Genomic DNA, 25,568 nt, shown 5'->3' on the forward strand with positions numbered 1-25,568 from the left:
CGCCGACACCGGCAAACAGCTGCGGATCGTCAATTGTGCGCGGGCGCACGACCGGTTGGGCCATTGCCCGGCGCGTGAACCACGCAGCGCCGTACCGTGGTGACAAGGCCCCGCATCCGGAAGGAGCGCTCCGCCCATGAACAGTGGTGTTCCGTCGGCGCACTCGCGGGAGTACGCCGCCCCGGGCCGGATTCCGCTTGCGGTCGTCGTCGTGGACGGCGACGGTCTCGTGTCGCACTGGTCGACCGGCGCCCGGCGCCTCTTCGGCCCGGCGCGCGAGGCGGCGATCGGCCGTCCCGCCGTCGAACTGCTGCCGGTCTTCGGAGCGTTGGCGTCCGACGCCGCCGACGACTTCGTCGACGGCTACGGCGGACAGGCCCTGCACGGCGCCCTCGACGCCCTCGGCGGCCTCACCGACTACCCGGCGGCGGGCCGCGCCCGGCTGTCCGACCCCGGCCGCGACCGGGTCGACGTGCTGTGGTGGGCCTACCCCATGGTGGGACCCGGCAGGGAACGGCTGGTCGTCCTCGCGGCGGACGCCGGCCAGTTCGCCGGAGCGGACGAGAGCGTCGAGCGCATCGCACCCGGCTTCGCCCTGCACACCGACTTCCCCGGATTCGGCGAACTGGCGCGCGGACTGCCCGAGATCCTGCCCAGCATGAGTGTGCGCGAGTCGAACCGGATCGTCTCCCAGATCCTCGATCTCGGGTATCCCGTACTGGAGTTCAGCCATCACGACCGGGTGCCCGTCACCCCTGACTGGGGAGTGCCGCGCCGGGCCGAGCGCCTCGCGCGCCGCCGGGCCGCCGAGGAGGCCGTCGCGGCCGGCCACCCCGTGGACCCCGCGGATCTGGAGCAGGACCTCGAGTACGCCGCGGTGCGCGAGCGCCTGGAGTTCCTGAACGAGGTGAGCGGACGCATCGGCTCCTCCCTCGATCTCACCCGCACGATCCACGAGGTCAGCGCGGCGGTCGTGCCCCGGTTCAGCGACGTGGCCTGCACCTACCTGCGGGAGGAGGTCGTCGCCGGCGAGGGCCTGTCGGAGGGGGAGCCCGACGCGACGACCATGTGGCACCGTGTCGCCTTCGAGCACGTCGACGAGCCGGGGCGCTGGGACGACGTCGTGCCGGTCGGCGAATCCATGCCGTTCCCCGCACACACGCCCTTCTTCCAGTGCATGATCACCGGCGAGCCGGTCCTGGTGCCCCGCATCACCGAGGAGATGGGCACCGCGATCGCCGAGCAGTTCGACAAGCGCGACATGCGTCCGCTGATCAACGGCCGCTCGATGCTCATCGCACCGCTCAAGGCGCGCAACGTCGTCCTCGGGTGCATGATCCTGCTGCGCCACCCCGAGCGGCCCGAGTTCCACGACATGGACCGCGTCACCGGCGCCGAGCTGGCGGCCCGCGCCGGACTGGTCATCGACAACGCACGCATGTACACCTACCAGGAGAACGTCGCGGAGACCCTCCAGGACTCGATGCTCCCGCAGGTCACCCCGCGCATGGCCGGCTGTGACACGGCCACCCGCTATCTGCCGGGCACGCTGCTGGGCCGGGTCGGCGGCGACTGGTTCGACACCGTCAAGCTGCCCGGTTCGCGCACCGCGCTCGTCGTCGGCGACGTCATGGGCCACGGCCTCAACTCGGCCGCGATGATGGGGCAGCTGCGTACCGCCGTGCAGACCATGGCCGCCCTCGACCTGCCGCCGGAGCAGCTGCTGCGGGGCCTCGACGACCTCGCCCAGCGCATGGGCGAGCACTACCTCGCCACATGCCTCTACGCCGTGTACGACCCCATCCGCGGCGAACTGCACCTGGCGAACGCGGGCCACGTGCCGCCCGTGATCGTCCGCGCCGAGGACGGCCGCAGCGAACTTCTCGACCTGCCCACGGGAGCACCGATCGGCGTCGGCGGGGTGCCGTTCGAGAGCGTTCGCGTGCCCGTGTCGCCCGGGGACCGGCTGGTGATGTGCACGGACGGCCTGGTGGAGGTGCGCGGCGAGGACATCGGCGTGGGCCTCGCGACGCTCTGCGAGTCCGCCGCGCACCCGGCCGCGTCCATGGACGACGCCTGCGACACCATCATCCGCGCCCTCGCCGCGTCGTTTTCAGAAGCGGGCCGGGGCGGCCGCAAGGACGACGTCGCGCTGCTGATGGCGCGTCTGAACGGCATCGACCCCGGCTCCGTCGCCACCTGGGAGCTGTCGATCGAGCCGCGCGAGGCCGCCCGCGCCCGCCGTCTCGTCCGCGCACAGCTCGCCGGCTGGGGGCTCGCCGCGCTCACGGAGGCCGTGGAACAGCTCGTAGGCGAGCTCGTGGCCAACGCCGTGCGCCACACCGACGGGCGGCGCGCCGAGCTGCGTCTGGTGCGGGCCGGGACGCTGCTGTGCGAGGTCGCCGACGAGGACCACACCCTGCCGACGCTGCGCGGCGCACGGCCGGAGGAGGAGAGCGGGCGGGGCCTGCGCGTGGTCAGCGCCCTCGCGCGGGAGTGGGGCACGAGCCGTACGGCGCGGGGCAAGACGGTCTGGTGCGAACTGTCCCTGCCGTGAGCGGGCGGGGTGCCCGGGTCGCGTGGACCGGGTGTGCTCGGACAAGCCGTCATCTCGGGCAACCGCCTTGCCCGCGACGGGAGTCGGGCTGTTCACCTGACGGTGGCCGTGAGGCCCCCGAAGTGTCACCCGAAGGTGAAAGGATGGTGCCTGAGGTGACACCGGGGACGAGGGGGAGGGGCCCGTGGAGGTCGGGGAGAGACGGACCGCCGAGGAACCGCGGCTGGGGATCAGGCGGGAGTCGCGCTCGTCCTGGTCGCGGCGCAGCTTCCTCCTGACGGTCCTCCCGCTGCTGGCCGCCGTGCTGACGGGCACGACGGCACTGGCCGTGTCGGGGAACATCCTGCTGCCCCTCGAACGGGTCGTCACACTGGAGGGCAAGATGGCCTCCAAGCGTGACTTCTTCGAGGACGAAGAGGTGCAGCGCATCCTGATGAAGCATCACTTACGCGTGCACATCACGAGTTCGGGTTCCCGCGAGGTCGCCGTCCACGACATCTCCTCGTACGACTTCGTCTTCCCCTCCGGGCAGCCGGCCGGCGACCTGATCACCGGCGAGCGCGCGGCGGCGAACCAGTACGCCAAGGTCCACCGTCCGTTCGTCAGCCCCATCGCACTCGCCACTTATCGCGAGTACGCCGAGACGCTCGTGGACGCCGGCATCGCCACCGCACAGCCGGGGTCCGGGCCGGACCAGCCGTTCTACTACGTGCTGGACATGCGGAAGTTCCTCCAGCACATCCACGACAAGCGCCGCTGGAACGACATCGGGGTCCGGCGGCACGGCATCACCAACGCCAACCGGATCGTCGCCCAGACCCCCGACGTCTGCGGCTCCAACTCCGCGGGAACCTACCTCGCGCTGGTCGCCTTCACCTGGAACGGCGGAGGCGACGAGGTGCCGGACACGGACCGGGAGGCCGACGAACGCGGCCGGGACATCCGGCACCTCATGGAGCAGGGTCTGCCCGCTGCCGACGTCTTCCGCACCTACCTCTCGCCCGAGGGCAAGAACATCGCCCCGGTGGTGGTGGGCTACGAGCACCAGTACCTCGCCTACCAGGTGAAGTACCGCAGCCAGTACGGCAAGCCGGACGCGCAGCGCGTGCTGCTCTACCCGTCCGGGCAGTTCGTCACCCAGCCGCAGTTCATCGCCCTCACCAAGGACGGCGACCGGCTCGGCGAACTGATCACACGCGATCCGGAGCTGCGGCGCCGCGCCATGGAACTGGGTTTCCGCATCCTCGACACCGCGGGCCTCGTCGCGGGTGACCAGCTGACGGGCTTCCTCCAGGAGCGGGAAGTCCCCGCGCCCGCCATCGACGGCGACGACACCAGGACGGCCATGCCGCGGCTGCGGTACCTGGAGCGCATGATCTCCGCCGTCGGGGACTGCCCCGCCGCCGACGGCGCGTCCGGGCAGCGCTGATGGCGGCGCCCCGCGGCGCGACCAGGCTGGTCGCCCTGTGCCTGGCGGGCCTGTGGCTCGCCGCGGCCACCGCCTGCTCCACGAACCGCCCCGACCCGGTCACCCTCAGCGTGCTGGCCAGCACCGAGCTCGCCGACATGGCGCCCCTGCTGGAGGACCTGCGCCGCGAGACCGGCATCAGGCTGGAGATGGACCACCGGGGGACGGTGGACGCCAGCAACGAGCTGGCCGGACCCGGGCCCCGCCGGCACGACCTGGCGTGGCTGTCGTCCGACCGGTACTACCTGCTGCGGTCCAAGGCGAACGGCGCGAGCGGCGAGAGGCCGCTGGCGACCAACACCATGCGCTCGCCCGTCGTCATCGGCATGAAGCGCGCCGTCGCAGACCGGCTGCGCCGCAACGCCCCGGACGGCCAGATCTCCTGGTCCGACGCGGCCGACGCCGCGGCCGACGGCTCGCTGCGGTTCGGGATGGCCGACCCGCGCCACAGCAACAGCGGCCTCGCGGCGCTCGTCGGCGTGGCGACCGCCGCGGCCGGCACCGGCACCGCCCTGCGCCCGGCGGACGTCTCCTGCGACCGGCTGCGCGGCTTCTTCGCCGGACACGTGCTCACCAGCGACGCCTCGGGCTCGCTCGCCGACGGCTACGTGGCCCGGCAGGGCGAGCTGAACGCCCTGATCACCTACGAGTCCGAACTGCTCGTGCTCAACAGGAGCGGCCGGCTCCGCGAACCGCTGGAGATCGTCCACCCCAAGGACGGGATGGTCCTGTCCGACTACCCCCTGCTCCTCCTCGACCCGGCCAAGCGCGCCGCGTACGACCGGCTGGTGGAGTGGCTGCGCAGCGAACCCGTCCAGCGGCGGATCATGGAACGCACCATGCGCCGCCCGATCGATCCGGCGGTGCCGCGCATCGCGCCGCTGCGCGAGGACGTCGGCAACGCGCTGTACTTCCCCGACGACCAGAGGGTCGTCGACCGGCTCCTCGACGACTACGGGGACCCGCATCGCGACCGGACCGCCCAGGTGATCTTCCTCCTCGACTTCTCCACGTCGATGCGCGGGGAACGCATCGAACGGCTGCGTGCCACCTTCGACGGACTCGCCGGCGCGGACGACTCGCCCTCGGGCAAGTTCGTGCGGTTCTACCGGGGCGAGACGCTGACCGTGATGCGCTTCGGCGGCCGCGTACTGGACGAGCGCAGCGTCACGTACGAGGACCGGGGGGACCTGGACCGCCTGCGCGGCTTCGTCGGGTCCGACGACTTCGACGACAGCACCGCCGTCTGGTCCTCCCTGGAGGCCGCCTACCGCAGCGCCTCCGCAGCCCTGCGGGAGCGGCCGGGGCGCAGCGTCTCCATCGTGCTGATGACGGACGGCGAGAACAACACCGGCATCGGTCTCGACGCCTTCGTCCGCCGCCACGCGCGGCTGCCGGAGGAGACCCGCGCGGTGCGCACCTACACCGTCCGCTACGGCGAGGCGGACGACGAGGAACTGGACCGGGGGGCACGGGCGACGGGCGGCCGCATGGTCGACGCCACCGGCCGTTCCCTCCTCAGCGCATTCAAGGAGATCCGTGGGTGTGTTCAGTGAGGCATGGTGGGGCGTGTGGTACCCCTGGATGCTCCTGTGGCTGATGACGGCCGCGGGCGCCGCGGCGCTGCTCGTCCTGACCGTGAGGCGTCTGGTCCGGGGCGGACGCGGCGGCCGGGACCTGACGTACAGCATCTGCTTCTACCTGCACGACCGGTCCGTCATGGACCACTACCAGATGCGCGGCTACGCGGCGGCGCTGCGCAAGGAGGTCGAGCAGCGCACCAGTGACAGCAAGGACGGCAGCGTACGGGCGAAGGTCTTCGGGCTGAGCGCGGGCGGCGGGCGCAAGGACAACAGCGAGATCGTCAGCAAGTACATGGAGGTCGCCGAACCGATCTCCGTCATCGGCGTCATCATGGACGTCCTGGAGAAGAAGGACGTCATCGTCCACGTCGACCTCGTGGGCGAAACGGTGCGGCGCAACGCCGCGCTCGCCCGCGCGCTGGCGAACGGTCCCCGGTCCGGTGCCTCGTCGGCGCAGACCGTGCGGCTGCGCGACATCGAGGACTTCGTGCTCATCCGCGGCCGGTTCCGCAAGATCGGCGAATCGCCCGAGTCCACGGTCTTCCTCGCCCCCTACGGCGACACCGACGACCCGTCGTCCGGTCCGCGGGTCCGCGTCACCTGCGCGACCGAGGGACTGCGCAACGAGGTCCCGCAGGGCACGTTCTCGGCCCGCTGCCTGGGCAAGGTGCAGGACTGGAACGCGGCCGACTCGGTGCTCGAAGTGCAGGCCATGGCCATCTTCCGATAGGGTCCGCGCGCAGCAGGGCCGTCCGGAGGAAATGCGCCATGACCAACAGATCCGCGCCGTTCGACGATCTGGACCGCAAGATCGTCGCCGCTCTCGTCGCGAACGCGCGGACGAGTTTCACCGAGATCGGCGCCGCGATCGGCCTCTCGGCGACCGCCGTCAAACGGCGCGTCGACCGCATGCGCGAGGCCGACATCATCACCGGGTTCACCACGACGGTCCGCCCCTCCGCCCTCGGCTGGCGCACGGAGGCGTACGTCGAGGTGTACTGCGACGGCGCGGCGCCGCCGCGCCGTCTCGCCGAAGTCGTGCGCGACTACCCCGAGATCATGGCCGCGATGACCGTGACCGGCGGCGCGGACGCGCTGCTGCACGTACGGGCCACCGACGTGGAGCACTTCGAGGAGGTGCTGGAGCGCATCCGGGCGGAGCCGTTCATCCGCAAGACGATCAGCTACATGGTGCTCTCCCACCTGCTCACCTCCAGTCCGGAGGCCGGTGCGGGCAGGGCCGCGACCATGGAGGAACCCCCTTCCGGCGAGGCGTGAAGCGAACTGCTGCCGAGGCACCCGAAAACGCAGCATTCCTGCGCGTACACGCAGCTCTTGTTTCTTGTCGCCGCTCCGTCCCGATTCCTACCGTGGAGACCTCCACCGGACATCGAGACGAAGCGGGAGGAATCCCTCGGTGCCACAAAGACGTGTGCTCCGGCCCAGGCGTTACCTGGTCTGTGAACCCCGGTACTACGACGTGCAGTACGCCATCAATCCCTGGATGCGCGAGGGCGTCGAGGTCGACCACGACCTGGCCCGCGCCCAGTGGCAGACCCTCGTCAGCACCTACCGAGACCTCGGCCACACCGTCGAGCACGTCAAGCCGGAGCCCGGCCTCGTGGACATGGTGTTCGCCGCGAACTCGGCGCTCGTCCTCGGCGGCCGGGTCTTCGGCTCCCGGTTCCACGCGCCGCAGCGCAGGCCCGAGGAGGCCGCGTACGAGACCTGGTTCAAGTCCGCCGGATTCGAGGTGCACCGGCCCGAGTCGGTGTGCGAGGGCGAGGGCGACCTCGTGCCCGTCGGCGGCTTCGTCCTCGCCGGCACGGGCTTTCGCACCACGCCGGCGGCGCACCGCGAGGTGCAGGAGTTCTTCGGCGTCCCGGTGATCGGCCTCCAGCTGGTCGACCCGTACTTCTACCACCTGGACACCGCGCTGTTCGTGCTCGACGACGGAAGCGGCGACGGCGAGGCGAACATCGCCTACCACCCCGAGGCGTTCTCGCCCGGAAGTCGCGAGGTACTGGCGCGCCTGTTCCCCGACGCCATCACCGCGACCCGTGAGGACGCCATGGCCTTCGGGCTCAACTCCGTCTCCGACGGCCGCCATGTCTTCGTCGCCCCGCAGGCCGAAGGGCTCATCGGCCGCCTCGAAGCCCACGATTACGTCCCCGTCCCCGTCGACCTGTCGGAGTTCCACAAGTCCGGCGGCGGCATCAAGTGCTGCACCCAGGAGATCCGCGCATGACCCTCACTCCCCAGCGCACCGAGCGCTCCTCCGCCGAGCTGATCCGCGCCGAGGAGACCACCCTCGCGCACAACTACCACCCGTTGCCGGTCGTCGTCGCCCGGGCCGAGGGCGTCTGGGTGGAGGACGTCGAGGGCCGCCGCTACCTCGACATGCTGGCCGGCTACTCGGCCCTGAACTTCGGCCACCGCCACCCGGATCTGATCGCCGCGGCCCACCGCCAGCTCGACGAGGTCACCCTCACCTCGCGCGCCTTCCACAACGACAGGCTCGCGGGCTTCGCGGAGCGCCTCGCCGCCCTCACCGGCCTCGACATGACCCTGCCGATGAACACCGGGGCCGAGGCCGTCGAGAGCGCCGTCAAGGTCGCCCGCAAATGGGCGTACGAGGTCAAGGGCGTCGCGCCCGACCGGGCCACGATCGTCGTCGCCGACGGCAACTTCCACGGCCGCACCACCACGATCGTCAGCTTCTCCACCGACGAGACCGCGCGCGGCGGCTTCGGTCCCTTCACGCCCGGCTTCCGCGTCGTCCCCTACAACGACCTCGCGGCGCTCGAGGCGGCGATCGACGAGACCACCGCGGCCGTGCTCATCGAGCCCATCCAGGGCGAGGCGGGCGTCGTCATCCCCGACGACGGCTACCTGACCGGCGTGCGCGACCTGACGCGGCGCGCGAACTGCCTGTTCATCGCGGACGAGATCCAGTCCGGCCTCGGCCGCACCGGCACCACGCTCGCCGTCGACCACGAGTCCGTCGTTCCCGACATGCTGCTGCTCGGCAAGGCGCTCGGCGGCGGCATCGTCCCCGTCTCCGCGGTCGTCGCCCGGCGCGAGGTGATGTCAGTGCTGCGCCCCGGCGAACACGGCTCCACGTTCGGCGGGAACCCGCTGTCGGCGGCCGTCGGTTCCGCCGTCGTCGACCTGCTGGCCACCGGCGAGTACCAGCGCAGGGCGGCGGACCTCGGCACCGTCCTGCGCGACGGCCTCGCCGCGCTGACCGGGCGGGGTGTCGTCGGCTTCCGCGCCCGCGGTCTGTGGGCGGGCGTCGACGTCGACCCGGCGGTCGGCACGGGGCGCGAGATCAGCGAACGGCTGCTGGCCGAGGGCATCCTGGTCAAGGACACCCATGGCTCCACCATCCGGATCGCCCCGCCGCTCACCATCACCCGCGAGGAGCTGGAGGCCGCGCTCGCCTCCCTGGAAAAGGTGCTCGGCCGATAGCCGCGGACACCTCCTGAACAGTCACTATCCGGTGCAGGTCCGCTCTTTCGGATCAGTCCGGATCAGTGAGTGTGCCCACGCCCGCAGGGCGTAGGGGGAGGGCCTGGTGCATGAGGTCTCCCCAGGCCCGCAGGGGCCTGGGGGCGCATCGCACGGCGGAGGACGGGGCACCTCCCGGCCGAAGTCCCCCAGCCACCGCTGGGAGGCGCCCCCCAGGGGAGAGTCCACGCGGAGCGTCGGCGACTGACGACACCGCAGCGGGGGGACCTTCCGTGCCCGAAGGGCCACGGGGGAGAGGTGCGGAGGGCCTAAACTCGCGCCCCTGGGCACCCCGCACCCGTGGAACGGAGAGTGGCTGTGAAGATCCTGATCAGCGCCGACATGGAGGGCGCCACGGGGGTGACATGGCCCGCCGACGTCCTGCCCGGCACCCCCCAGTGGGAACGCTGTCGTTCCCTGTTCACCTCCGACGTCAACGCCGCCGTCCTCGGCTTCTTCGACGGCGGCGCCGACGAGGTCCTCATCAACGAGGCGCACTGGTCCATGCGCAATCTGCTGCTCGAACAGCTCGACGAGCGCGCCCAGATGCTCACCGGCCGCCACAAGTCGCTGTCCATGGTGGAGGGCGTCCAGCACGGCGACGTCGACGGCATCGCCTTCGTCGGTTACCACACCGGCGCCGGCTCGGAGGGCGTCCTCGCCCACACCTACCTCGCCAACTCCATCACCGGCGTATGGCTGGGCGGAGTACGCGCAAGCGAGGGACTGCTCAACGCCCATGTCGTCGCCGAGTACGGCGTCCCCGTCGTCCTCGTCACCGGCGACGACCTCACCTGCGAGGACGCGCTCGGCTACGCGCCCGGCGCCCTCAAGGTCGCCGTCAAGGACCACGTCTCGCGTTACGCGGCCGTCTGCCGCACCCCGGCCAGGACCGCGTCCGAGATCCGGGCCGCCGCCAAGGAGGCCGCCGCGCTCGCCGTGCGGCACGAACCGGTGCGCGGCGGACCCTTCACGGTGGAGCTGGAGTTCGACGCCGAGCACCTGGCCGCCGCCGCGACCGTCGTCCCCGGTGTGGCCCGGACGCGCGGCGAGAGGCGCGTCGCGTACACCAGCGAGACGATGTACGACGGCATTCGCACGTTCAAGGCGGTCACGACGATCGTCTCCGCGGCCGTGGAGGAGCAGTATGGCTGACGTGACGACGACGCCCATGGACGCCCAGGCCCTCGACGAAGTGGTGACGTTCACCTCCGAACTCATCCGCATCGACACCACCAACCGCGGCGCAGGCGACTGCCGCGAGCGACCCGCCGCCGAATACGTCGCCGAGCGGCTGTCGGCCGCCGGACTCCGGCCCGCCCTCCTGGAACGGACACCGGGCCGCACCAATGTCGTGGCCCGCATCGAGGGCACCGACCCCTCCGCCGACGCCCTCCTCGTCCACGGCCACCTCGACGTCGTCCCCGCCGAGGCCGCGGACTGGACCGTCCACCCCTTCTCCGGCGAGGTGCGCGACGGGGTGGTGTGGGGCCGGGGGGCGGTCGACATGAAGAACATGGACGCGATGGTCCTCGCCGTCGTACGGGCCTGGGCGCGGCACGGCATCCGGCCCCGGCGCGACATCGTGATCGCCTACACCGCCGACGAGGAGGCCAGCGCGATCGACGGCTCCGGCTATCTCGCCGACAGCCACCCCGGCCTCTTCGAGGGCTGCACGGAGGGGATCAGCGAGTCCGGAGCCTTCTCCTTCCACGCGGTCCCCGGCATGACGCTCTACCCCATCGCGGCCGGCGAACGCGGCACGGCCTGGCTGAAGCTCACCGCGCGCGGCACGGCGGGCCACGGCTCCAAGGTGAACCGGGCCAACGCGGTGACCAGGCTCGCCGCCGCCATCGCCCGGATCGGCGACCACGAGTGGCCGGTACGGCTCACCCCCACCGTACGGGCGGCCCTCGCCGAACTGGCCGTGCTGCACGGCATCGACACCGACGTGCACGCGCCCGGCTTCGACGCCGACGCGCTGATCGCCAAGCTCGGTCCCGCCGCGGCCCTGGTCGAGCCGACCGTGCGCAACAGCGCCAACCCGACCATGCTGGATGCGGGATACAAGATCAATGTGATTCCCGGTCAGGCCACCGCGTACGTGGACGGCCGGATGCTGCCCGGTGCGGAGGACGAGTTCGCCGCGACCATGGACCGGCTGACCGGACCGGACGTGGACTGGGAGTTCCACCACCGCGAGGTGCCGCTCCAGGCTCCCGTCGACTCCCCGACGTTCGCCAGGCTGCGCGCCGCCGTCGAGCGGTTCGACCCGGACGGCCGCACCGTGCCGTACTGCATGCCGGGCGGCACCGACGCCAAGCAGTTCTCCCGGCTCGGCATCACGGGCTACGGCTTCTCCCCACTGAAGCTGCCACCCGGTTTCGACTACGCGGCCATGTTCCACGGTGTCGACGAACGCGTTCCCGTGGAGGCCCTCCACTTCGGCGTCCACGTGCTCGACCACTACCTGCGAAGCGCCTAGGGAGAAGCGGCACATGGTACCCACCGGGCCCTACGGAACCTGGCCCTCGCCGATCGGCGCCGCCCTGGCCGCCTCGCACGACGGACAGCCCGACCACCTCGGCATCGTCGGCGACGAGGTGTGGTGGACCGCGCCACGCCCGGCGGAGGGCGGCAGGCGCACCCTGATGCGCCGGCGCCCCGACGGCCGCGAGGAATTGGTCCTGCACGCACCCTGGAACGTGCGAAGCCGGGTCATGGAGTACGGCGGCCTGCCCTGGGCCGGGACCGGTCGGGCCGACGGCGGTCCGCTGATCGTCTTCGTCCACTTCCCCGACCAGCGGCTGTACGCGTACGAGCCGGACCTGCCCGGGGCGCGGCCGCGACCGCTCACCCCCACCTCGTCCGTCGGCGGCGGACTGCGGTGGGCCGACCCCCGGCTGCAGATCGAGCAGGGCGAGGTCTGGTGCGTCCTGGAGGAGTTCACCGGCGAGTCGCCCACCGACGTACGCCGGGTGATCGCGGCCGTGCCGCTCGACGGCTCGGCCGCCGACGACCGCGGCGCCGTCCGCGAACTCAGCGACGACCGGCACCGCTTCGTCACCGGCCCCAAGGTCTCGCCCGACGGCCGGCACGCCGCCTGGATCGCCTGGGACCATCCGCGGATGCCGTGGGAAGCCACGGTCGTGATGCTCGGCGAGGTGACCGAGGGCGGACCGTTCACGCAGGTGCGCACGGTCGTCGGCGAGGCGGACGAGTCGGTCTGCCAGGTCGACTGGGCCCCGGACGGCTCCCTGCTGTTCGCCTCCGACCGTGCCAACTGGTGGGAGCTGCGCCGCATCCGCCCGGCGGGCGCCGCCTTCGGGAACGCCACCGCCCTGTGCCCGGGCCGGCGCGAGGAGTTCGGCGGGCCGCTGTGGAAGATCGGCTCGCAGTGGTTCCATCCGCTCGACAACGGGCTGGTCGCCGTCGTCCACGGCAGGGGCACCACCGCGCTCGGGATACTGGATCCGGAGACCGGCGAACTCGTCGACGCCGCGGGCCCGTGGAGCGAATGGGCCGCGACGCTCGCCGTCTGCGGCGACCGGGTGGTCGGCGTCGCCGCCAGCCCGCGCAGCGCGTACGAGATCGTCGAGCTCGACACCCGCACCGGCCGGACCCGTGTCATCGGCAGCGCCCACGACGACCCGGTGGACCCCGCGTACTACCCCGAGCCGCAGATCCGCACCTTCACCGGCCCCGGCAGCCGGGAGATCCACGCCCACATCTACCCGCCGCACAGCCCGGACCGGGTCGCGCCTGACGACGAGCTGCCGCCGTACGTGATCTGGGCGCACGGCGGCCCCACCGGCCGCGCCGCGCTCGTACTCGACCTGGAGATCGCCTACTTCACCTCGCGCGGCATCGGGGTCGCCGAGGTCAACTACGGCGGCTCCACCGGCTACGGGCGTGCGTACCGGGACCGGCTGCGCGAGCAGTGGGGCGTGGTGGACGTCGAGGACTGCGCGGCCGTCGCCGAGGCGCTGGCCGACGAGGGCACAGCCGACCCGCGGCGTCTGGCGATCCGCGGCGGCAGCGCCGGCGGCTGGACGGCGGCCGCCTCGCTCGCCACCACGAGCGTGTACGCCTGCGGGACGATCATCTATCCCGTCCTCGACCTGCTCTCCTGGGCGACCGGAGAGACGCACGACTTCGAGTCCCGGTACCTCGAATCGCTCGTCGGCCCGCTCGCCGAGGTCCCCGGCCGCTACCGGGAACGGTCGCCGCTCACCCACGTGGACGGCGTCACCGCACCGTTCCTGCTGCTGCAGGGCCTGGACGACGTCATCTGCCCGCCCGCGCAGAGCGAACGGTTCCTGGCGCAGATGGCCGGACGCGGCGTCCCCCACGCGTACATCGCCTTCGAGGGCGAGGGCCACGGCTTCCGCAGGGTGGAGACGATGGTCCGCGCCCTGGAGGCCGAACTGGCCCTGTACACCCAGGTCTTCGGCATCACCCGGTCCGACATCCCCGCGCTGGAGCTCAGGAAGTGACAAGTGAACCGCTTCGCCGGCCCGCGCGGCTGAGGCCGGGCGCCAGGGTCGCCGTCGTCGCGCCCAGCGGCCCCGTGGCGGACGAGCGTCTCGACGAGGGCCTCGGCATCCTGCGCGGCTGGGACCTCGACCCCGTCGTGATGCCCCATGTGCGCGACACCCACGCCCGGTTGGGATACCTGGCCGGCGACGACGGGGCCCGCGCCCGGGACCTCACCGAGGCGTGGTGCGACCCCTCCGTCTCCGCGGTGATCTGCGCCCGCGGCGGCTACGGCGTCCAGCGCATGGTGGATCTGGCCGACTGGACGGCGATGCGGGCGGCGGGGCCCAAGGTGTTCGTCGGATACAGCGACGTCACCGCGCTGCACGAGGCGTTCGCCGTCCGGATGGGACTCACGACGCTGCACGGGCCGATGGTGGGCGCGGCCACGTTCCTGAAGGACGCCCGCACCCGGGAGTCGCTGCGGGCCACCCTGTTCGAGCCGGAGTCGGTGCGCACCGTCGAGGGCCTGCCGCAGGCCCGCACGATGACCGGGGGGAGGGCGAGCGGCGTCACCCTCGGGGGCTGTCTCGCCCTGCTGGCCGCCGATGTCGGCACCCCGCACGGCCGGCCGTCCGCCCGCGGCGGGCTCCTGCTGCTGGAGGACGTGGGGGAGGAGGACTACCGCATCGACCGCATGCTCACCCAACTGCTGCGTTCCGGATGGCTGTCGGGCGTCGGCGGGGTGCTGCTGGGGTCGTGGGCCGAGTGCGGGCCGTACGAGCAGGTGCGGGCCGTGCTGCTCGACCGGCTGGGAGGACTCGGCGTTCCGGTGGTGGAGGAGTTCGGCTTCGGACACGGCGAGACGGCGCTGACGATGCCGCTGGGGGTACCGGCCACGCTGGACGCCGACGCCCGGACGCTCACGCTGGAGGTACCGGCGCTGCTGTGACGGCCGGCCGATGCACCGGAAGAGCACGGCCGCTGAATTCCCGTCAAGAAGTGCCCGCACGAGCGTTGACGTGCGTCTGACACGTGTCACAGCATGGGCGCGCCACCTGCTTACTGGTCGGTATGGCGTCCTCGACGTGGAGGTCCTCGTGTCGCGTGCCCGGTCCGCAAGCCACAAGACCTGCGTACGGGCCGCGGGGACGGCGCTGCTCGCACCCCTCACGCTCGTGTCCCCCGCCGCGGCCGCCGCACCAGCCGGTGAATTCACCGTCACCGCCCTGGAGTTCACCGTCGAGGCGGGCGGCAGGACCTGCGTCGTCGACGCCGACCTCTACCGTCCGGCCGGCGTCGGCACCCACCGGACCGCCCCTGCCGTGCTCACCACCAACGGCTTCGGCGGCAGCAAGTCGGACGGCACGGCGGACACGGCGAGGGCGTTCGCCGCTCGCGGCTACGTGGCTCTGGCCTACTCCGGACTGGGCTTCGGCAGGTCCGGCTGCCTGGTCTCCCTCGACGACCCGGAGATCGACGGCCGGGCGGCCTCACGGCTGATCGACTTCCTCGCCGGCACGCGCCCCGCCGACGACGGCACCACGATCGACTTCGTGACCGAGGACGGCAGCGGTGACCCGCGGGTGGGCATGATCGGCGGCTCGTACGGCGGCGCGATACAGCTCGCCACCGCCGCCGTCGACCGCCGCGTGGACGCACTCGTCCCCCTCATCACCTGGAACGACCTCAACCGCTCGATCGATCCGAACAACGTGAGGGACACGTCCGTCCCCGGTGCCTTCAAGTGGCAGTGGGCGGACGGCTTCTGGCTCATCGGCGAGGGACAGCCGCTGACCGACCCGAGCCTCGACCTGTCCCGCTTCAACTCGCTCGACTGCGTCCACTTCGTCACCCGGGCCTGCGACACCCTGCGCATGCTCAACTCCGGCAGCTACCCGGCCGACCGCGTCGACGACATGCAGAGCTTCGCCCGCAGCGTGTCACCCGTCTCCTACCTGCCCCGCGTCGAGGCGCCCACCCTGCTCGTCCAGGGCCAGGCCGACAGCCTGTTCACCCTCAACGAGGCGCAGGCCAGCTACGAGACGCTCAGGGCCCAGGGCACCGAGACCAAGATGATCTGGCAGTCCTGGGGCCACAGCGGCGGCATGACGGACCCGTCGTCCGGCGAGCTCAACATCGGCGAGGGCAATCTGGAGACCAGCTACGTGGGGCGGCGCATCCTCGCCTGGTTCGACCGGTACCTGCACAAGCAGGCGGACGCGGACACCGGTCCCGCCTTCGCCTACTACCGTGACTGGCAGAGCGGCTACGGAGAGGCGGGCGCCGTCCCGTCGCTGTCCCAGAAGCTCTACCTCTCCGGTGACGGCAAGCTCGTCGACACCCGCGCGAAGGTCGCCCGCGGCAGCCGCACCTACGCCAACTGGCTCGTGCCCACCAGCCACTCCGAGTCGTCCCTGTCCGGCGTCGTCGGCCTGCCCGATCCGCAGCCGTACGACACCGCAGGCACCTACCTGGGCTGGCGCAGCGAACCGCTGACGGCCCCGGTCGACGTGGTCGGCGCGCCCAGGGCGCGGCTCGAAGTCGTCTCGCCCGCGACGGAACGCGTCCAGCAGTCGAACGACGCGGCGGACAAGCTGGTGTTGTTCGCCAAGGTCTACGACATCGCCCCGGACGGCACGAGGACCCTCGTCAACCGCCTGGTCGCCCCCGTCCGGGTACCGGACGTGACCAGGCCGTTCACCGTCGACCTGCCGGGCATCGCGCACCGTTACGAGACGGGCCACCGGCTGGAGTTCGTGATCGCGGCGAGCGACACGGCGTACTTCGGCAACCGCGGCGTCAAGCCGGTGACAGTCGTGAGCGCGCCCGAGGACACAGGGGTGCTGGAACTGCCGGTGGTGCGGGGATCGGTGCACTGAGGCTGCTCGCGGGCCCACACCGGCCCCGTGCGGCCGCGACGGTGTCCGTGCACAGGGGAGCACCGGCGTCGCCGCGGACCTACGGCCGGGGTGTGGGCTGCGGGGGCGCCGGCGCCGTTGCGCAGACATTACGGACGACGGAGCAGGGGCGTGGAGGTGCTGTACGGGTCGGGCGCGGTCCTGTACGGGCCGAGGCCCGTGTCGACGACGTGCCGAGGGCCGTTCAACCGGTGTCAGGCACAGGCACGTTGGCGTGGGGGCGTGGGCTCATGGCGAACAGCCGCACGAAGAAGCGGGACAAGGACGACGACCGGCCGGTCATCTGGGTCGGCTACGGCAAGCTGCTCAAACTCTTCCGGGAGCGGGCGCACTACACCCAACAGGCCCTCGCGGATGCCGTCGGCTACTCGTACGAGCAGGCGGCATCGATCGAGCAGGGCCGGCGCCCCGCGAAGGCCGCGTTCACGGAGGCGGCGGAGCGCGTTCTGGACGCAGGCGGGGCGCTGGCCGTCCTCCAGGACGACGTGGACCGGGCCAAACTGCCCGCGTTCTTCCGGGACTTCGCGCTGATCGAAACGGAGGCCGTGAGCAGGTTCTCGTACGATCCGCTGCTCGTGCCGGGGCTCCTGCAGACGGAGGAGTACGCGCGGGCACTGTTCGCCGGGCACTGTCCGCCGCTGGACGACGAGATCATCGAGCAGCACACGGAGGCACGCCTCAACCGGCAGAAGCTGCTGGCGCGTACGCCGCTCGTCGATCTGTCGTTCGTGATCGAGGATGCGGCGCTGCGCAATCCGATCGGCGGGCCGGACGTGATGCGCGGGCAGCTTCAACGTCTTCTGGAGGTCGGCGCGTCACGGCACGTGGAGATCCAGGTCATGCCGTCCGGCAGGGGGTTCCATCCGGGCCTGAACGGCGCCTTCGTCGTTCTGGAGACCTTGGAGCACCAGATGGTGGGATACGTGGAGTCGCAGGAAACGGGCGTGGTCGTCAGCGACTCTGCAAAGGTCAGTGCTTTTGCCCTGCGGTATGGCAAGCTGCGCTCGCAGGCCCTGAACGCCGAGGAGTCTGCGCGTCTCATCGAACGTCGGGTAGGAGAGGCATGAGCACCGAGCAGGCTGCACAGGGGCCGGACCAGCTGACGTGGTGCAAGAGCAGCTACAGCGGGTCCGGTGGCGGCGACTGCGTCGAGGTCGCCGCGTCCGTCGACGCCGTCCACGTCAGGGACTCCAAGGACACCGCCCGCCCGGGACTGCGCGTCTCCCGGGCGAGCTGGGCGCGGTTCGTGGCGGAGGCTACGCGCTGAGCGCCGCGTAGCCCGGGCGGATCACCTCGTCGATCAGGCGCTGCCGCTCCGGCAGCGGAAGGAACGCCGCCTCGGCCGCCGCGACCGTGAACTCCTCGAAGACCTCGGGGCCGTAGCCGAACGCCTCCGCCATGTGCACGAACTCCAGGCTCATGTCCGTCCCGGACACCAGACGGTTGTCGGTGTTCAGGGTGATGCGGAAGCCGAGGCGGCGCAGCAGGTCGATCGGGTGGGTGTCGTACGACTTCGCCGCGCCCGTCTGGAGGTTGGAGGTCGGGCAGACCTCCAGCGCGATGCGGTTGTCGCGCACGTACGAGGCGAGGTGGCCGAGCGTGGCCGTCCCGTCGTCGTGGACCGTGATGTCGTCGGTGATGCGCACCCCGTGACCGATGCGCTCGGCGCCGCAGACCTGCACCGCCTCGTGGATCGACTCGGCGCCGACCGCCTCGCCGGCGTGGATCGTGAAGTGGCAGTTGTGGCGCTTGAGGTGCTGGAACGCGGGCAGGTGCCGGGCCGGCGGGTTGCCGATCTCGCCGCCCGCGATGTCGAAGCCCGCGACGCCGCGCTCGCGGTGCGCGACGGTCAGCTCCGCTATCTCCAGCGAGCGGTCGGTGTGCCGCATGCCGGTGAGCAGGGCGCGCACCGTGATGCGTCCACCCGCGCGCCGCTCGCCCTCGCGCAGACCCGCGTTCACCGCGTCCACGACCTCGTCGAGCGTGAGCCCGCCCTCCAGGTGCTGCTCGGGCGCGTACCGCACCTCGGCGTACACGACGCCGTCCGCGGCCAGGTCCTCCGCGCACTCGGCCGCGACGCGCTCCAGTGCCTCGCGGGTCTGCATCACCGCGCAGGTGTGGGCGAACGTCTCCAGGTAGCGCTCCAGCGAGCCGGAGTCCGCGGCGTCGCGGAACCAGACGGCGAGGGCTTCCGGGTCCTCGGTGGGAAGGGCCCGGTAGCCGCAGGCGCGGGCCAGCTCGATGATCGTGGCGGGGCGCAGACCGCCGTCGAGGTGGTCGTGGAGGACCACCTTGGGAGCGCGCTGGATGTCAGACAAGTGCATGCATCGGGAGTGTACGGCACCTCCCGGCGATGCGGGAGGCGCGTCAGTTCGACTGGAGGACCGGCAGGGCGGGCGCGCCCGTCGGGAGCATGTGCTTGGCCGCGAGCAGCGGGATGCCGTCCACCCGCACCACCTGCGTGACCAGCACGGCGGGTGTGTCCGCAGGGCGCCCCAGCTGCTCGCCGCGGCGCCGGCCGAGCAGCGTCGCGCTGATGCCGCTGTGCGCGGTCAGCGGCGTGCCCCGTGAGGCGGCCGCCAGCACCGAGAGCATCGAGGAGGTCGCCTGCGGCGCCGAGCGCAGAGCCTCGGCGAAGTCCGGGTGGTGCCGCTGGAGGGTCTCCTCCGCGGCCGCCCACTCCTGGCTGAGCGCCGCCGCCGCGCCGTCGCCGGTCAGCACCGACTCCCAGAAGCGCAGCTCCGCCGTGGCGGGCGCGAGCAGGTGCTGGGTGGTGAAGTCGGTGGGCTCCTCCACGGTCCGCAGCAGGGGCCGCACCCGCAGCGCCTGCCCCGCGCCCAGCAGGTCCTCCAGGGGCTGGATGTGCTCGTAACCACGCCTGGGCGGGCTGTCGTTGACCGTGCGGCCCACGCCCCTGCGCACCGAGAGCAGGCCGTCCTCCTGGAGCAGCAGCAGCGCCTCGCGCAGGGCCGGCCTGCTCACGCCCAGCTCGGTGGCGAGGCGCGGCTCCGAGGGGAGGGTGGACCCCGGCGGATAGGTGCCGTCGTGGATGGCGTCCGCGATCCGCTCGTACAGGACCACGACCGGTCTCCGCTGCTGCCCGCTGACTGCCACTGGCCCTCCTCGGCTCACTTGTCAGCAAGTTATGCGAGCGCGCCCCTCCTGGGCAACGCGGCGGACCTCCGTCGATCGCGGGACGTTGTGCGTCACGTCACGAAGGGCTTGACGTTCTACGCACGTAGATTCCACCCTGTGGGGCGTGCTTGTCTGACAAGCACCGCACGTATCTCGAGGCATGACATCCAAGGCAAAGGGGCCGACATGTCGATCACGCTCGGCCGGACGCGTTCCGGGTCCGAATCCGATCTCGCGGGCCGGGGCCCGATGCTGCTGGCCATGGTCCTGGCCGTGCTGGGCTACCAGATCAACGCGACCATGCTCAGCCCCGCACTGCCCGATGTGATCGAGCGCCTCGGCACCACCACGGCGGCCGCGGGCCTCTCCCAGACGCTGTTCTTCCTCATGGCCGCCATCGGCCAGGTCACCCTGGCCCGCCTCAGCGACCAGCGCGGCCGCAAGCCCATGATGATCGTCTGCGCGTTCGTGCTCATCGCGGGCAACCTGCTGTGCGTCTTCGCACCGAACATCGAGATCTTCATCGCCGGCCGCATCCTGCAGGGTGTCTCCGCCGCGATGTTCACGCTCGCCTTCCTCACCCTGAACCAGGTGCTCAGCCCGGCCGGCTTCGGCCGGGCCGCGGGCATCATCACCGCCGTCAACGGCGGACTCGCCGGTGTCGACGCCGTCGGCGGCGGCCAGATCGCCGACACGATCGGCTTCCGCGGCATCTTCGTCTGCTCCACGCTCATCGCCGTCGCCGGCCTGATCGGTGTCCGCAGGTACGTCCCCGACGTGCCCCCGACCACGGCCGACGCCCCCTTCGACGCACGCGGCATCACCGCACTTTCGGTCGGCCTCACCGGTGTGCTCGTCGGCCTGGCCCAGGGCGCGGCCTGGGGCTGGACCTCCCCGCTGACCCTCGCGTTCCTGTTCGGCGGACTGCTGGCCCTCGTCCTCTTCGTCGTCTCGCAGAAGTCCGCGGCCAACCCGGTCATCGACATCGACGTGCTCGCCTCCCGCCGTGCCTGGCCGCTGCTGATCACCACGATCTGCACCCTCGGCGGCGCGTTCGGCGCGATCGCGCTCACCATCCCGCTGTTCTCGCAGGACGCCCGGGTCGGCCTCGGCCTGTCCGCCGTCGCCGCGGCCTTCCTCTTCCTCACCCCCATCCAGCTCATCGGCGTGGTCTCCGCGCCCCTCACCGGGCGGCTGGGACCGAAGGCCGGCTGGCGCCGGATCGTGGTGACCGGAGCGGTCGCCAACTTCGTGATCTTCGTCTTCGCCACGGTCTTCCTGCACCACGAGTGGATCCTCGTGGCCTCGCTCGCCGCGCTCGGCGTGACGTACGGCGGTTTCATGCTGACCGGCCTCAACGGCCTCGCCGTCACGACCGCGCCCAAGGACAAGCCCGGCTCGCTCTCCGGCCTGAACGGCGCCTGCTTCGGCATCGGCGCATCGCTCGGCATCGCCCTCGCCTCCACCATGATCACGGCGGGCAGCGACGCCCACGGGCCCACCGCGGCCGGCTACCAGCACGCCATGTACACGGCGCTGGCGCTCCTCGGCATCGGCGTCGTCACCTCGCTGCTCATCCAGCGGCCCGACCCGGCGGACGCCGATGCCGAGGGCGAGTCCCCGCTCGTGCTCGCCCACCACTGACCGCCTTCGGCGCGGGCCGCGGGGCGCACACACCCTGCGGCCCGCGGCCGCCCCCCGGGCCCCGGGGCGACACCCTCGCTAGGCTGGCGCGATGCCGTCGACCTCCGCCCCCGACACCGTGTCCGGTGCCCGGATCGTCCTGCGTCCCTTCACCCACGACGACGCGGACGAGTTCACCGAGCGCGCGCGGCAGTCCACCGGGCACCACCGGCCCTGGCTGTTCCCGCCGCTCACCGCGGACGCCTACGCGGCCTACGCCGGGAGGCTCATCGAGGATCCGGCGAAGGCCGGCTTCCTCGTCTGTGAGCGCGGCACCGGCGCCATCGCGGGGTTCATCAACATCAACAACATCGTCGAGGGCGCGTTCCTCAGCGGCGCGCTCGGCTACGGAACCTTCGCCCACGCCGCCGGACGCGGCTTCATGGGAGAGGCGCTGCGCCTCCTCATCGGCCACGCCTTCGGCCCGCTCGGGCTGCACCGCCTGGAGGCCAACATCCAGCCGGGCAACACTGCCTCCATCGGCCTCGTACGGTCGGCCGGGTTCCGGCTGGAGGGCTACTCGCCCGACTTCCTCCACATCGACGGCGCCTGGCGCGACCACGAACGCTGGGCGATCACCCGCGAGATGACCGCGCCCGCCGGTCGTTGATCTTCATGGTGTCCATGTCCGTCGCCGACGACCGCAGATCGCGGTAGCCGTGCCCGAGCGCCGAGAGCGCGCTCTCCGCGCGGTACTCGGCGATCGCCGCCGCCGTCTCCTCGCCGTCCGCCGCGTCCGAGACGACGACGAAGCGGTACGTGAAGTGCTTGAGCGCGCTGTCGTAGGCGAGCGATCCCTCCTCGGTGAACCTCGCCGCTGCGAGGCCGTGGCCGCCGACGTCCGCGAGGAGCGCCGCACGCCCCTCCTCCGTCAGACCGTCCCACCTGCCCCGCACGATCACCCGGTACGTGTGCCGCGTGCTCATCGTCCGCGCCCCTCCGCCTCGCTCCGCCGCGCCGGCGGTCAAGACTACGGCGGACACCGCGTGCGCCCCGCGGAATTTCCCGTCCGTCAGGCCTCCTTGCGGTCCACGTACTCGAAGACCGACCCGTCCGGGTGGACGGCGATCAGGTTGCGCCCCACGGGCGTCGGCACCGGGCCGGCGACGACCCGGGCACCGCCCGCGGTGAGCGTCTCGTACGCCTCGTCCACGTCCTTCACCGCGATCGTCGCCGCCACCTTGCGCAGCACATCGAGCTCCGACTCCGGGCCGCTCATCAGCAGGAAGCAACCGATCGCCGCGACCCGGACGCCGCCCCGCTCGAAACGCAGCGGCGGCGCGCCCGTGAGCCGCTCGTAGAAGGCGGCCGACGCCTCCAGGTCGTCGACGCAGATACGGAGGGTGGTTCCGAGGATCTCCATACGCAGGAGGGTAGTTGGCGACGCGGGGCCCTGTCAGGGGCCCCGCGGGACGCTCACACGCGGCACAGGATCTCGCCGTGCGGGACCATGAACCAGGCGTCGTCCTCGGCGCCCCAGGCGCGCCAGGCGTCCGCGATCGCGGCGAGCTGCCCGGCGTCGGCATGGCCGCCCTCCACCGCGATCCGCGCGTACACCGAGGCGGTCGTGCGGTCCGCCCACAGGCCGCTCCACCACGCCCGCTCCTCGGGCGTCGAGAAGCACCAGGTGCCCGCGGTCGCCGTGATGTCGGTGAAGCCCGCGGCGCGGGCCCAGGACTTCAGCCTGCGGCCGGCGTCGGGCTCGCCGCCGTTGGCGCGCGCCACCCGGGAGTACAGCTCCTGCCACGTCGTCAGCGCCGGCAGTTCGGGGAACCAGGTGAAGGCGCCGTAGTCGCTGTCGCGTGCCGCGACGACGCCGCCGGGACGGCACACCCGGCGCATCTCCCGCAGCGCCTGCACCGGATCGCCCACGTGCTGCAGCACCTGGTGGGCGTGGACGACGTCGAAGGAGTCGCCGGGGAAGTCGAGGCCGTGGACGTCGGCGACCGCGAAGGTGACGGTGTCGAGTCCGCGTCCCTCGGCATGTGCGCGGGCCTGCGCCAGGACGTCCTGCGCCGCGTCCACCGCGGTGACGTGTCCCGGCGCGACGAGCGCGGCGAGGTCGGCCGTGATCGTGCCCGGTCCGCAGCCGACGTCCAGCACGTCCAGCCCCGGCCGGAGTTCGCCGAGGAGGTACGCCGCGGAGTTCTCGGCGGTTCGCCAGGTGTGCGAGCGCAGCACGGACTCGTGGTGCCCGTGGGTGTAGACGGCGGTCTCCTTCGGCATGGCCGTTCTCCTTCGCTGAGGTGGGTGCTCACCGTATCGCGTGCGTCCTGTTATTCGAGATGGCCATCTCGAAGTATGGACACAGGGTCGAGTGCATCGGGCGATGGGCGGACAACGGCCGTGGTGAAGGCGACAATCGGCGGATGACGCAGACCTGGAACCCGACCGCACCCGGCGTGCTCCGACTCCCCTCCGGCAGGCTCGTCCGGGGTCGCGGCCTGCGACACGCGCTGCCCGCGGGGCAGCTGCCGCAGTTCGGCGTGTACCTGCTCGGCAAGCAGCCGCCGACCGCCGACTGGGAGACGCGCTGGCTGCGCTGGCCGGACTTCCGCCTCCCCGCGGACCGCGACCAGGCGCGGGACATGCTGCGGGAGGCCTGGGAGAGGGCGGCGGCCGAACGTGTCGAGATCGCGTGCGCAGGCGGCCGCGGCCGGACCGGAACCGCCCTGGCCTGCCTGGCCGTTCTCGACGGCGTCCCGGCCGGCGAGGCCGTGGCGTACGTCCGTGCCCACTACGACCGGCACGCCGTGGAGACGCCGTGGCAGCGGCGCTACGCCGAGCGCTTCACGGACGCCGCGAGAACCTGAACGGCAGGGCCCCGGCGACCAGCACCCCCGTGGCCGGCCGCCGAAGCGCGCTGTGCCATGGTGCGGGACGCGCGGGGGCTGCGTCGATCCGATTTTCGGGGCAGCCGGCCGTCCCGGCCCACCGGATCGCGGGGCGCGGCCGGTGCCACCGCCGGGGCCATGGGATCCGTCGTGACCGCCGGGCAGGTCGCGGGCAGCGTGCAGGTCGTCTCCGGACTCCGGAGATACGTGCCTGCCTCCCGATCCCCACGCCCGCCGCCCGGCCGGGCGCCGGTTTTCGGCAGCGCACCCTACCCGTCCCGGGCAATTCCCAGACGAATTTGCCGGAACTCCCCCCCATAGTCGCCACGTTGCGTAACCTCACCGTCACCGGCGCGCACCCGTGCGGGCCGGGACGTACCGAGGCGGGGAGGGGAGTTCCGCGTGCCCGGAATCGACGAGTGTCTGCTGCAGGCGATGGTGGTGCCCGGGGCACGGGGAGCGGCCATCGTGGACTGGACCAGCGGCCTCGCCCTCGGCGCCGTCGGGGAGACGCCCGGCGGTGACGTGGAGACGACGGCGGCGGAGACCGCCGAACTGGCCCGAATCGCCGCCGAGTACCCGTCGTTCGCGCCTGACGGCAGCGCCGCCGGAGCCTTGACGAACACGGGGGCCAAGGAGTTACCGGTCGAGGACGTCATCGTCACCACCCGCACCGGCTACCACGTGATGCGCTTCGTGGAGACCACGTTCGACAGCAGTGTGTTCCTGCATCTCTGGCTCGACCGGGAGACCGGCAATCTGGCCCTGGCCAGACTGCGCATGGCCGACATAGCCGAGCGGCTGGTGCTCGGATGACCTCCGCCGCCAGTGCCGTCTCCCCGATGCTCGCCCGGCTCGCCGAGGAACGGGCCACCGGCGTCCTCGTACGCGACCACGGCGCGCTCTATCTGGCGGACGGTCAGGTCGTGCACGCCGAGAGCCCGGCCGCGCCCGGCATCGACGTCCTGCTCACCGCGAGTGGACGCCTCGCGCGCACCGGCTGGGAGGAGGCCGTCGCCCGGGCGGGCGCCCGCCGTGAGGTGGCGCGGTTCCTCGTCGACAGCGGTCAGCTGGCCGACGGCGAACTGGAGATCTGCCACCTCGGCGCCCTCCATGACGCCGCGTTCTTCGCCCTGGCGCCGACCAGCGGCCCCACCCGTTTCCGCTACGGCGTCGCGCACTGGATCGGCAGCATCCGCCCCGTGCCCGCGGCCGACGTCGCCCGCGAGGCCCGCAGGCGGCGCGGACTGCTCGACACCGTGTGGCCCTACCCCGAGGTCGACACCGCTCCGCTGCGCCCCGGATCCGCCCACGCGGCGGTACCCCGCCGGCAGCGGGAGCTGCTGCCGCTCGCCCCTCTCTCCCCACAGGACCTGACAAGGAGACAGATGTCAGCGACAC

The 25,568-nt window shown here is 72.1% G+C and carries 24 protein-coding genes; 19 read left to right on the forward strand and 5 right to left on the reverse strand.

What is annotated here, in order from left to right:
- The first annotated feature begins 136 nt into the window (after positions 1-136).
- The 14 genes from AB0K02_RS16435 to AB0K02_RS16500 all read left to right on the forward strand — a co-directional run bounded on the left by AB0K02_RS16435 (position 137) and on the right by AB0K02_RS16500 (position 17,782).
- Entirely contained in the window at positions 137-2,557 is a 2,421-nt protein-coding gene (locus AB0K02_RS16435; protein WP_365993117.1) for a SpoIIE family protein phosphatase, read from the forward strand.
- 184 nt (positions 2,558-2,741) lie between these two features.
- Positions 2,742-3,986, forward strand: coding sequence for a hypothetical protein (locus AB0K02_RS16440; RefSeq protein WP_365993118.1), 1,245 nt, complete (start codon positions 2,742-2,744; stop codon positions 3,984-3,986).
- Positions 3,986-5,581, forward strand: a complete 1,596-nt coding sequence (locus tag AB0K02_RS16445; RefSeq protein ID WP_365993119.1) for a VWA domain-containing protein — start codon at positions 3,986-3,988, stop codon at positions 5,579-5,581. Before AB0K02_RS16440 ends, AB0K02_RS16445 begins: the two co-directional genes overlap by 1 nt.
- Positions 5,565-6,338, forward strand: a complete 774-nt coding sequence (locus AB0K02_RS16450; protein ID WP_365993120.1) for a hypothetical protein — start codon at positions 5,565-5,567, stop codon at positions 6,336-6,338. Before AB0K02_RS16445 ends, AB0K02_RS16450 begins: the two co-directional genes overlap by 17 nt.
- A gap of 38 nt (positions 6,339-6,376) precedes the next feature.
- The gene (locus AB0K02_RS16455) at positions 6,377-6,886 is read left to right on the forward strand and encodes an Lrp/AsnC family transcriptional regulator (protein ID WP_365993121.1); all 510 of its coding nucleotides are present in this window, start codon (positions 6,377-6,379) and stop codon (positions 6,884-6,886) included.
- Positions 6,887-7,025: 139 nt separating this feature from the next.
- Complete coding sequence (gene ddaH, locus AB0K02_RS16460; RefSeq protein WP_365993122.1) at positions 7,026-7,856, forward strand: dimethylargininase; 831 nt, start codon at positions 7,026-7,028, stop codon at positions 7,854-7,856.
- The gene (gene rocD / locus AB0K02_RS16465) at positions 7,853-9,079 is read left to right on the forward strand and encodes an ornithine--oxo-acid transaminase (protein ID WP_365993123.1); all 1,227 of its coding nucleotides are present in this window, start codon (positions 7,853-7,855) and stop codon (positions 9,077-9,079) included. The genes ddaH and rocD overlap by 4 nt, the downstream gene beginning before the upstream one ends.
- Before the next feature lie 357 nt (positions 9,080-9,436).
- Entirely contained in the window at positions 9,437-10,273 is an 837-nt protein-coding gene (locus AB0K02_RS16470) for a M55 family metallopeptidase (RefSeq protein WP_365993177.1), read from the forward strand.
- Positions 10,266-11,603: a M20/M25/M40 family metallo-hydrolase gene (locus AB0K02_RS16475; RefSeq protein WP_365993124.1), complete on the forward strand. Its 1,338-nt coding sequence runs from the start codon at positions 10,266-10,268 to the stop codon at positions 11,601-11,603. Before AB0K02_RS16470 ends, AB0K02_RS16475 begins: the two co-directional genes overlap by 8 nt.
- A 13-nt stretch (positions 11,604-11,616) precedes the next feature.
- Positions 11,617-13,614 carry a prolyl oligopeptidase family serine peptidase gene (locus AB0K02_RS16480; protein ID WP_365993125.1) on the forward strand — a complete coding sequence of 666 codons (1,998 nt, stop codon included), beginning with the start codon at positions 11,617-11,619 and terminating at the stop codon, positions 13,612-13,614.
- Positions 13,611-14,546, forward strand: a complete 936-nt coding sequence (locus AB0K02_RS16485) for an LD-carboxypeptidase (protein WP_365993126.1) — start codon at positions 13,611-13,613, stop codon at positions 14,544-14,546. Before AB0K02_RS16480 ends, AB0K02_RS16485 begins: the two co-directional genes overlap by 4 nt.
- A gap of 148 nt (positions 14,547-14,694) precedes the next feature.
- Positions 14,695-16,476, forward strand: coding sequence for a CocE/NonD family hydrolase (locus AB0K02_RS16490; protein WP_365993128.1), 1,782 nt, complete (start codon positions 14,695-14,697; stop codon positions 16,474-16,476).
- A gap of 269 nt (positions 16,477-16,745) precedes the next feature.
- Positions 16,746-17,582, forward strand: a complete 837-nt coding sequence (locus tag AB0K02_RS16495; protein WP_365993129.1) for a helix-turn-helix transcriptional regulator — start codon at positions 16,746-16,748, stop codon at positions 17,580-17,582.
- The gene (locus AB0K02_RS16500) at positions 17,579-17,782 is read left to right on the forward strand and encodes a DUF397 domain-containing protein (protein WP_365993130.1); all 204 of its coding nucleotides are present in this window, start codon (positions 17,579-17,581) and stop codon (positions 17,780-17,782) included. The genes AB0K02_RS16495 and AB0K02_RS16500 overlap by 4 nt, the downstream gene beginning before the upstream one ends.
- On the opposite strand, the gene AB0K02_RS16505 is transcribed toward AB0K02_RS16500, so the two are convergent.
- Both AB0K02_RS16505 and AB0K02_RS16510 read right to left on the reverse strand, forming a co-directional pair.
- The gene (locus AB0K02_RS16505; RefSeq protein ID WP_365993131.1) at positions 17,772-18,839 is read right to left on the reverse strand and encodes an adenosine deaminase; all 1,068 of its coding nucleotides are present in this window, start codon (positions 18,837-18,839) and stop codon (positions 17,772-17,774) included. The genes AB0K02_RS16500 and AB0K02_RS16505 overlap by 11 nt on opposite strands.
- A 43-nt stretch (positions 18,840-18,882) precedes the next feature.
- On the reverse strand, positions 18,883-19,629 hold the full coding sequence (locus AB0K02_RS16510; RefSeq protein WP_365993132.1) for a GntR family transcriptional regulator: 747 nt from the start codon (positions 19,627-19,629) through the stop codon (positions 18,883-18,885).
- A gap of 207 nt (positions 19,630-19,836) precedes the next feature.
- On the opposite strand from AB0K02_RS16510, the gene AB0K02_RS16515 reads away from it, so the two are divergent.
- A complete protein-coding gene (locus AB0K02_RS16515; protein WP_365993133.1) occupies positions 19,837-21,294 on the forward strand; it encodes an MFS transporter in 1,458 nt (485 codons plus the stop codon).
- Between the two features lie 91 nt (positions 21,295-21,385).
- Complete coding sequence (locus tag AB0K02_RS16520; RefSeq protein ID WP_365993134.1) at positions 21,386-21,943, forward strand: GNAT family protein; 558 nt, start codon at positions 21,386-21,388, stop codon at positions 21,941-21,943.
- Here the strand turns inward: AB0K02_RS16520 and AB0K02_RS16525 are convergent.
- The 3 genes from AB0K02_RS16525 to AB0K02_RS16535 form a co-directional block, all read right to left on the reverse strand.
- Positions 21,909-22,259, reverse strand: coding sequence for a DUF6204 family protein (locus AB0K02_RS16525; protein WP_365993135.1), 351 nt, complete (start codon positions 22,257-22,259; stop codon positions 21,909-21,911). The two genes, AB0K02_RS16520 and AB0K02_RS16525, sit on opposite strands and share 35 nt — an antisense overlap.
- 86 nt (positions 22,260-22,345) lie before the next feature.
- On the reverse strand, positions 22,346-22,696 hold the full coding sequence (locus AB0K02_RS16530; protein WP_365993136.1) for a VOC family protein: 351 nt from the start codon (positions 22,694-22,696) through the stop codon (positions 22,346-22,348).
- A gap of 53 nt (positions 22,697-22,749) precedes the next feature.
- Positions 22,750-23,559, reverse strand: coding sequence for a methyltransferase domain-containing protein (locus AB0K02_RS16535; protein WP_365993137.1), 810 nt, complete (start codon positions 23,557-23,559; stop codon positions 22,750-22,752).
- A gap of 143 nt (positions 23,560-23,702) precedes the next feature.
- Between AB0K02_RS16535 and AB0K02_RS16540 the strand changes: the two genes are divergently transcribed.
- From AB0K02_RS16540 to AB0K02_RS16550, 3 genes are all read left to right on the forward strand, one after another.
- The gene (locus AB0K02_RS16540) at positions 23,703-24,146 is read left to right on the forward strand and encodes a protein-tyrosine phosphatase family protein (RefSeq protein ID WP_365993138.1); all 444 of its coding nucleotides are present in this window, start codon (positions 23,703-23,705) and stop codon (positions 24,144-24,146) included.
- Positions 24,147-24,569: 423 nt separating this feature from the next.
- Positions 24,570-24,983, forward strand: coding sequence for a hypothetical protein (locus AB0K02_RS16545; RefSeq protein WP_365993139.1), 414 nt, complete (start codon positions 24,570-24,572; stop codon positions 24,981-24,983).
- On the forward strand, positions 24,980-25,568 hold a 589-nt coding region (locus tag AB0K02_RS16550), incomplete at its 3' end, for a transcriptional regulator (protein ID WP_365993140.1). The genes AB0K02_RS16545 and AB0K02_RS16550, both read left to right, overlap by 4 nt.

Source organism: Streptomyces sp. NPDC049597 (assembly GCF_040675505.1).
Lineage (GTDB): Bacteria > Actinomycetota > Actinomycetes > Streptomycetales > Streptomycetaceae > Streptomyces.

Bases quoted from the DNA above. Each gene is read 5' to 3' on its own strand.
- AB0K02_RS16435 (WP_365993117.1), top strand. From the start codon at position 137: ATGAACAGTGGTGTTCCGTCGGCGCACTCGCGGGAGTACGCCGCCCCG.
- AB0K02_RS16445 (WP_365993119.1), top strand. From the start codon at position 3,986: ATGGCGGCGCCCCGCGGCGCGACCAGGCTGGTCGCCCTGTGCCTGGCG.
- AB0K02_RS16455 (WP_365993121.1), top strand. From the start codon at position 6,377: ATGACCAACAGATCCGCGCCGTTCGACGATCTGGACCGCAAGATCGTC.
- rocD (WP_365993123.1), top strand. From the start codon at position 7,853: ATGACCCTCACTCCCCAGCGCACCGAGCGCTCCTCCGCCGAGCTGATC.
- AB0K02_RS16475 (WP_365993124.1), top strand. From the start codon at position 10,266: ATGGCTGACGTGACGACGACGCCCATGGACGCCCAGGCCCTCGACGAA.
- AB0K02_RS16480 (WP_365993125.1), top strand. From the start codon at position 11,617: ATGGTACCCACCGGGCCCTACGGAACCTGGCCCTCGCCGATCGGCGCC.
- AB0K02_RS16495 (WP_365993129.1), top strand. From the start codon at position 16,746: ATGGCGAACAGCCGCACGAAGAAGCGGGACAAGGACGACGACCGGCCG.
- AB0K02_RS16500 (WP_365993130.1), top strand. From the start codon at position 17,579: ATGAGCACCGAGCAGGCTGCACAGGGGCCGGACCAGCTGACGTGGTGC.
- AB0K02_RS16505 (WP_365993131.1), bottom strand. From the start codon at position 18,839: ATGCACTTGTCTGACATCCAGCGCGCTCCCAAGGTGGTCCTCCACGAC.
- AB0K02_RS16515 (WP_365993133.1), top strand. From the start codon at position 19,837: ATGTCGATCACGCTCGGCCGGACGCGTTCCGGGTCCGAATCCGATCTC.
- AB0K02_RS16520 (WP_365993134.1), top strand. From the start codon at position 21,386: ATGCCGTCGACCTCCGCCCCCGACACCGTGTCCGGTGCCCGGATCGTC.
- AB0K02_RS16525 (WP_365993135.1), bottom strand. From the start codon at position 22,259: ATGAGCACGCGGCACACGTACCGGGTGATCGTGCGGGGCAGGTGGGAC.
- AB0K02_RS16530 (WP_365993136.1), bottom strand. From the start codon at position 22,696: ATGGAGATCCTCGGAACCACCCTCCGTATCTGCGTCGACGACCTGGAG.
- AB0K02_RS16535 (WP_365993137.1), bottom strand. From the start codon at position 23,559: ATGCCGAAGGAGACCGCCGTCTACACCCACGGGCACCACGAGTCCGTG.
- AB0K02_RS16540 (WP_365993138.1), top strand. From the start codon at position 23,703: ATGACGCAGACCTGGAACCCGACCGCACCCGGCGTGCTCCGACTCCCC.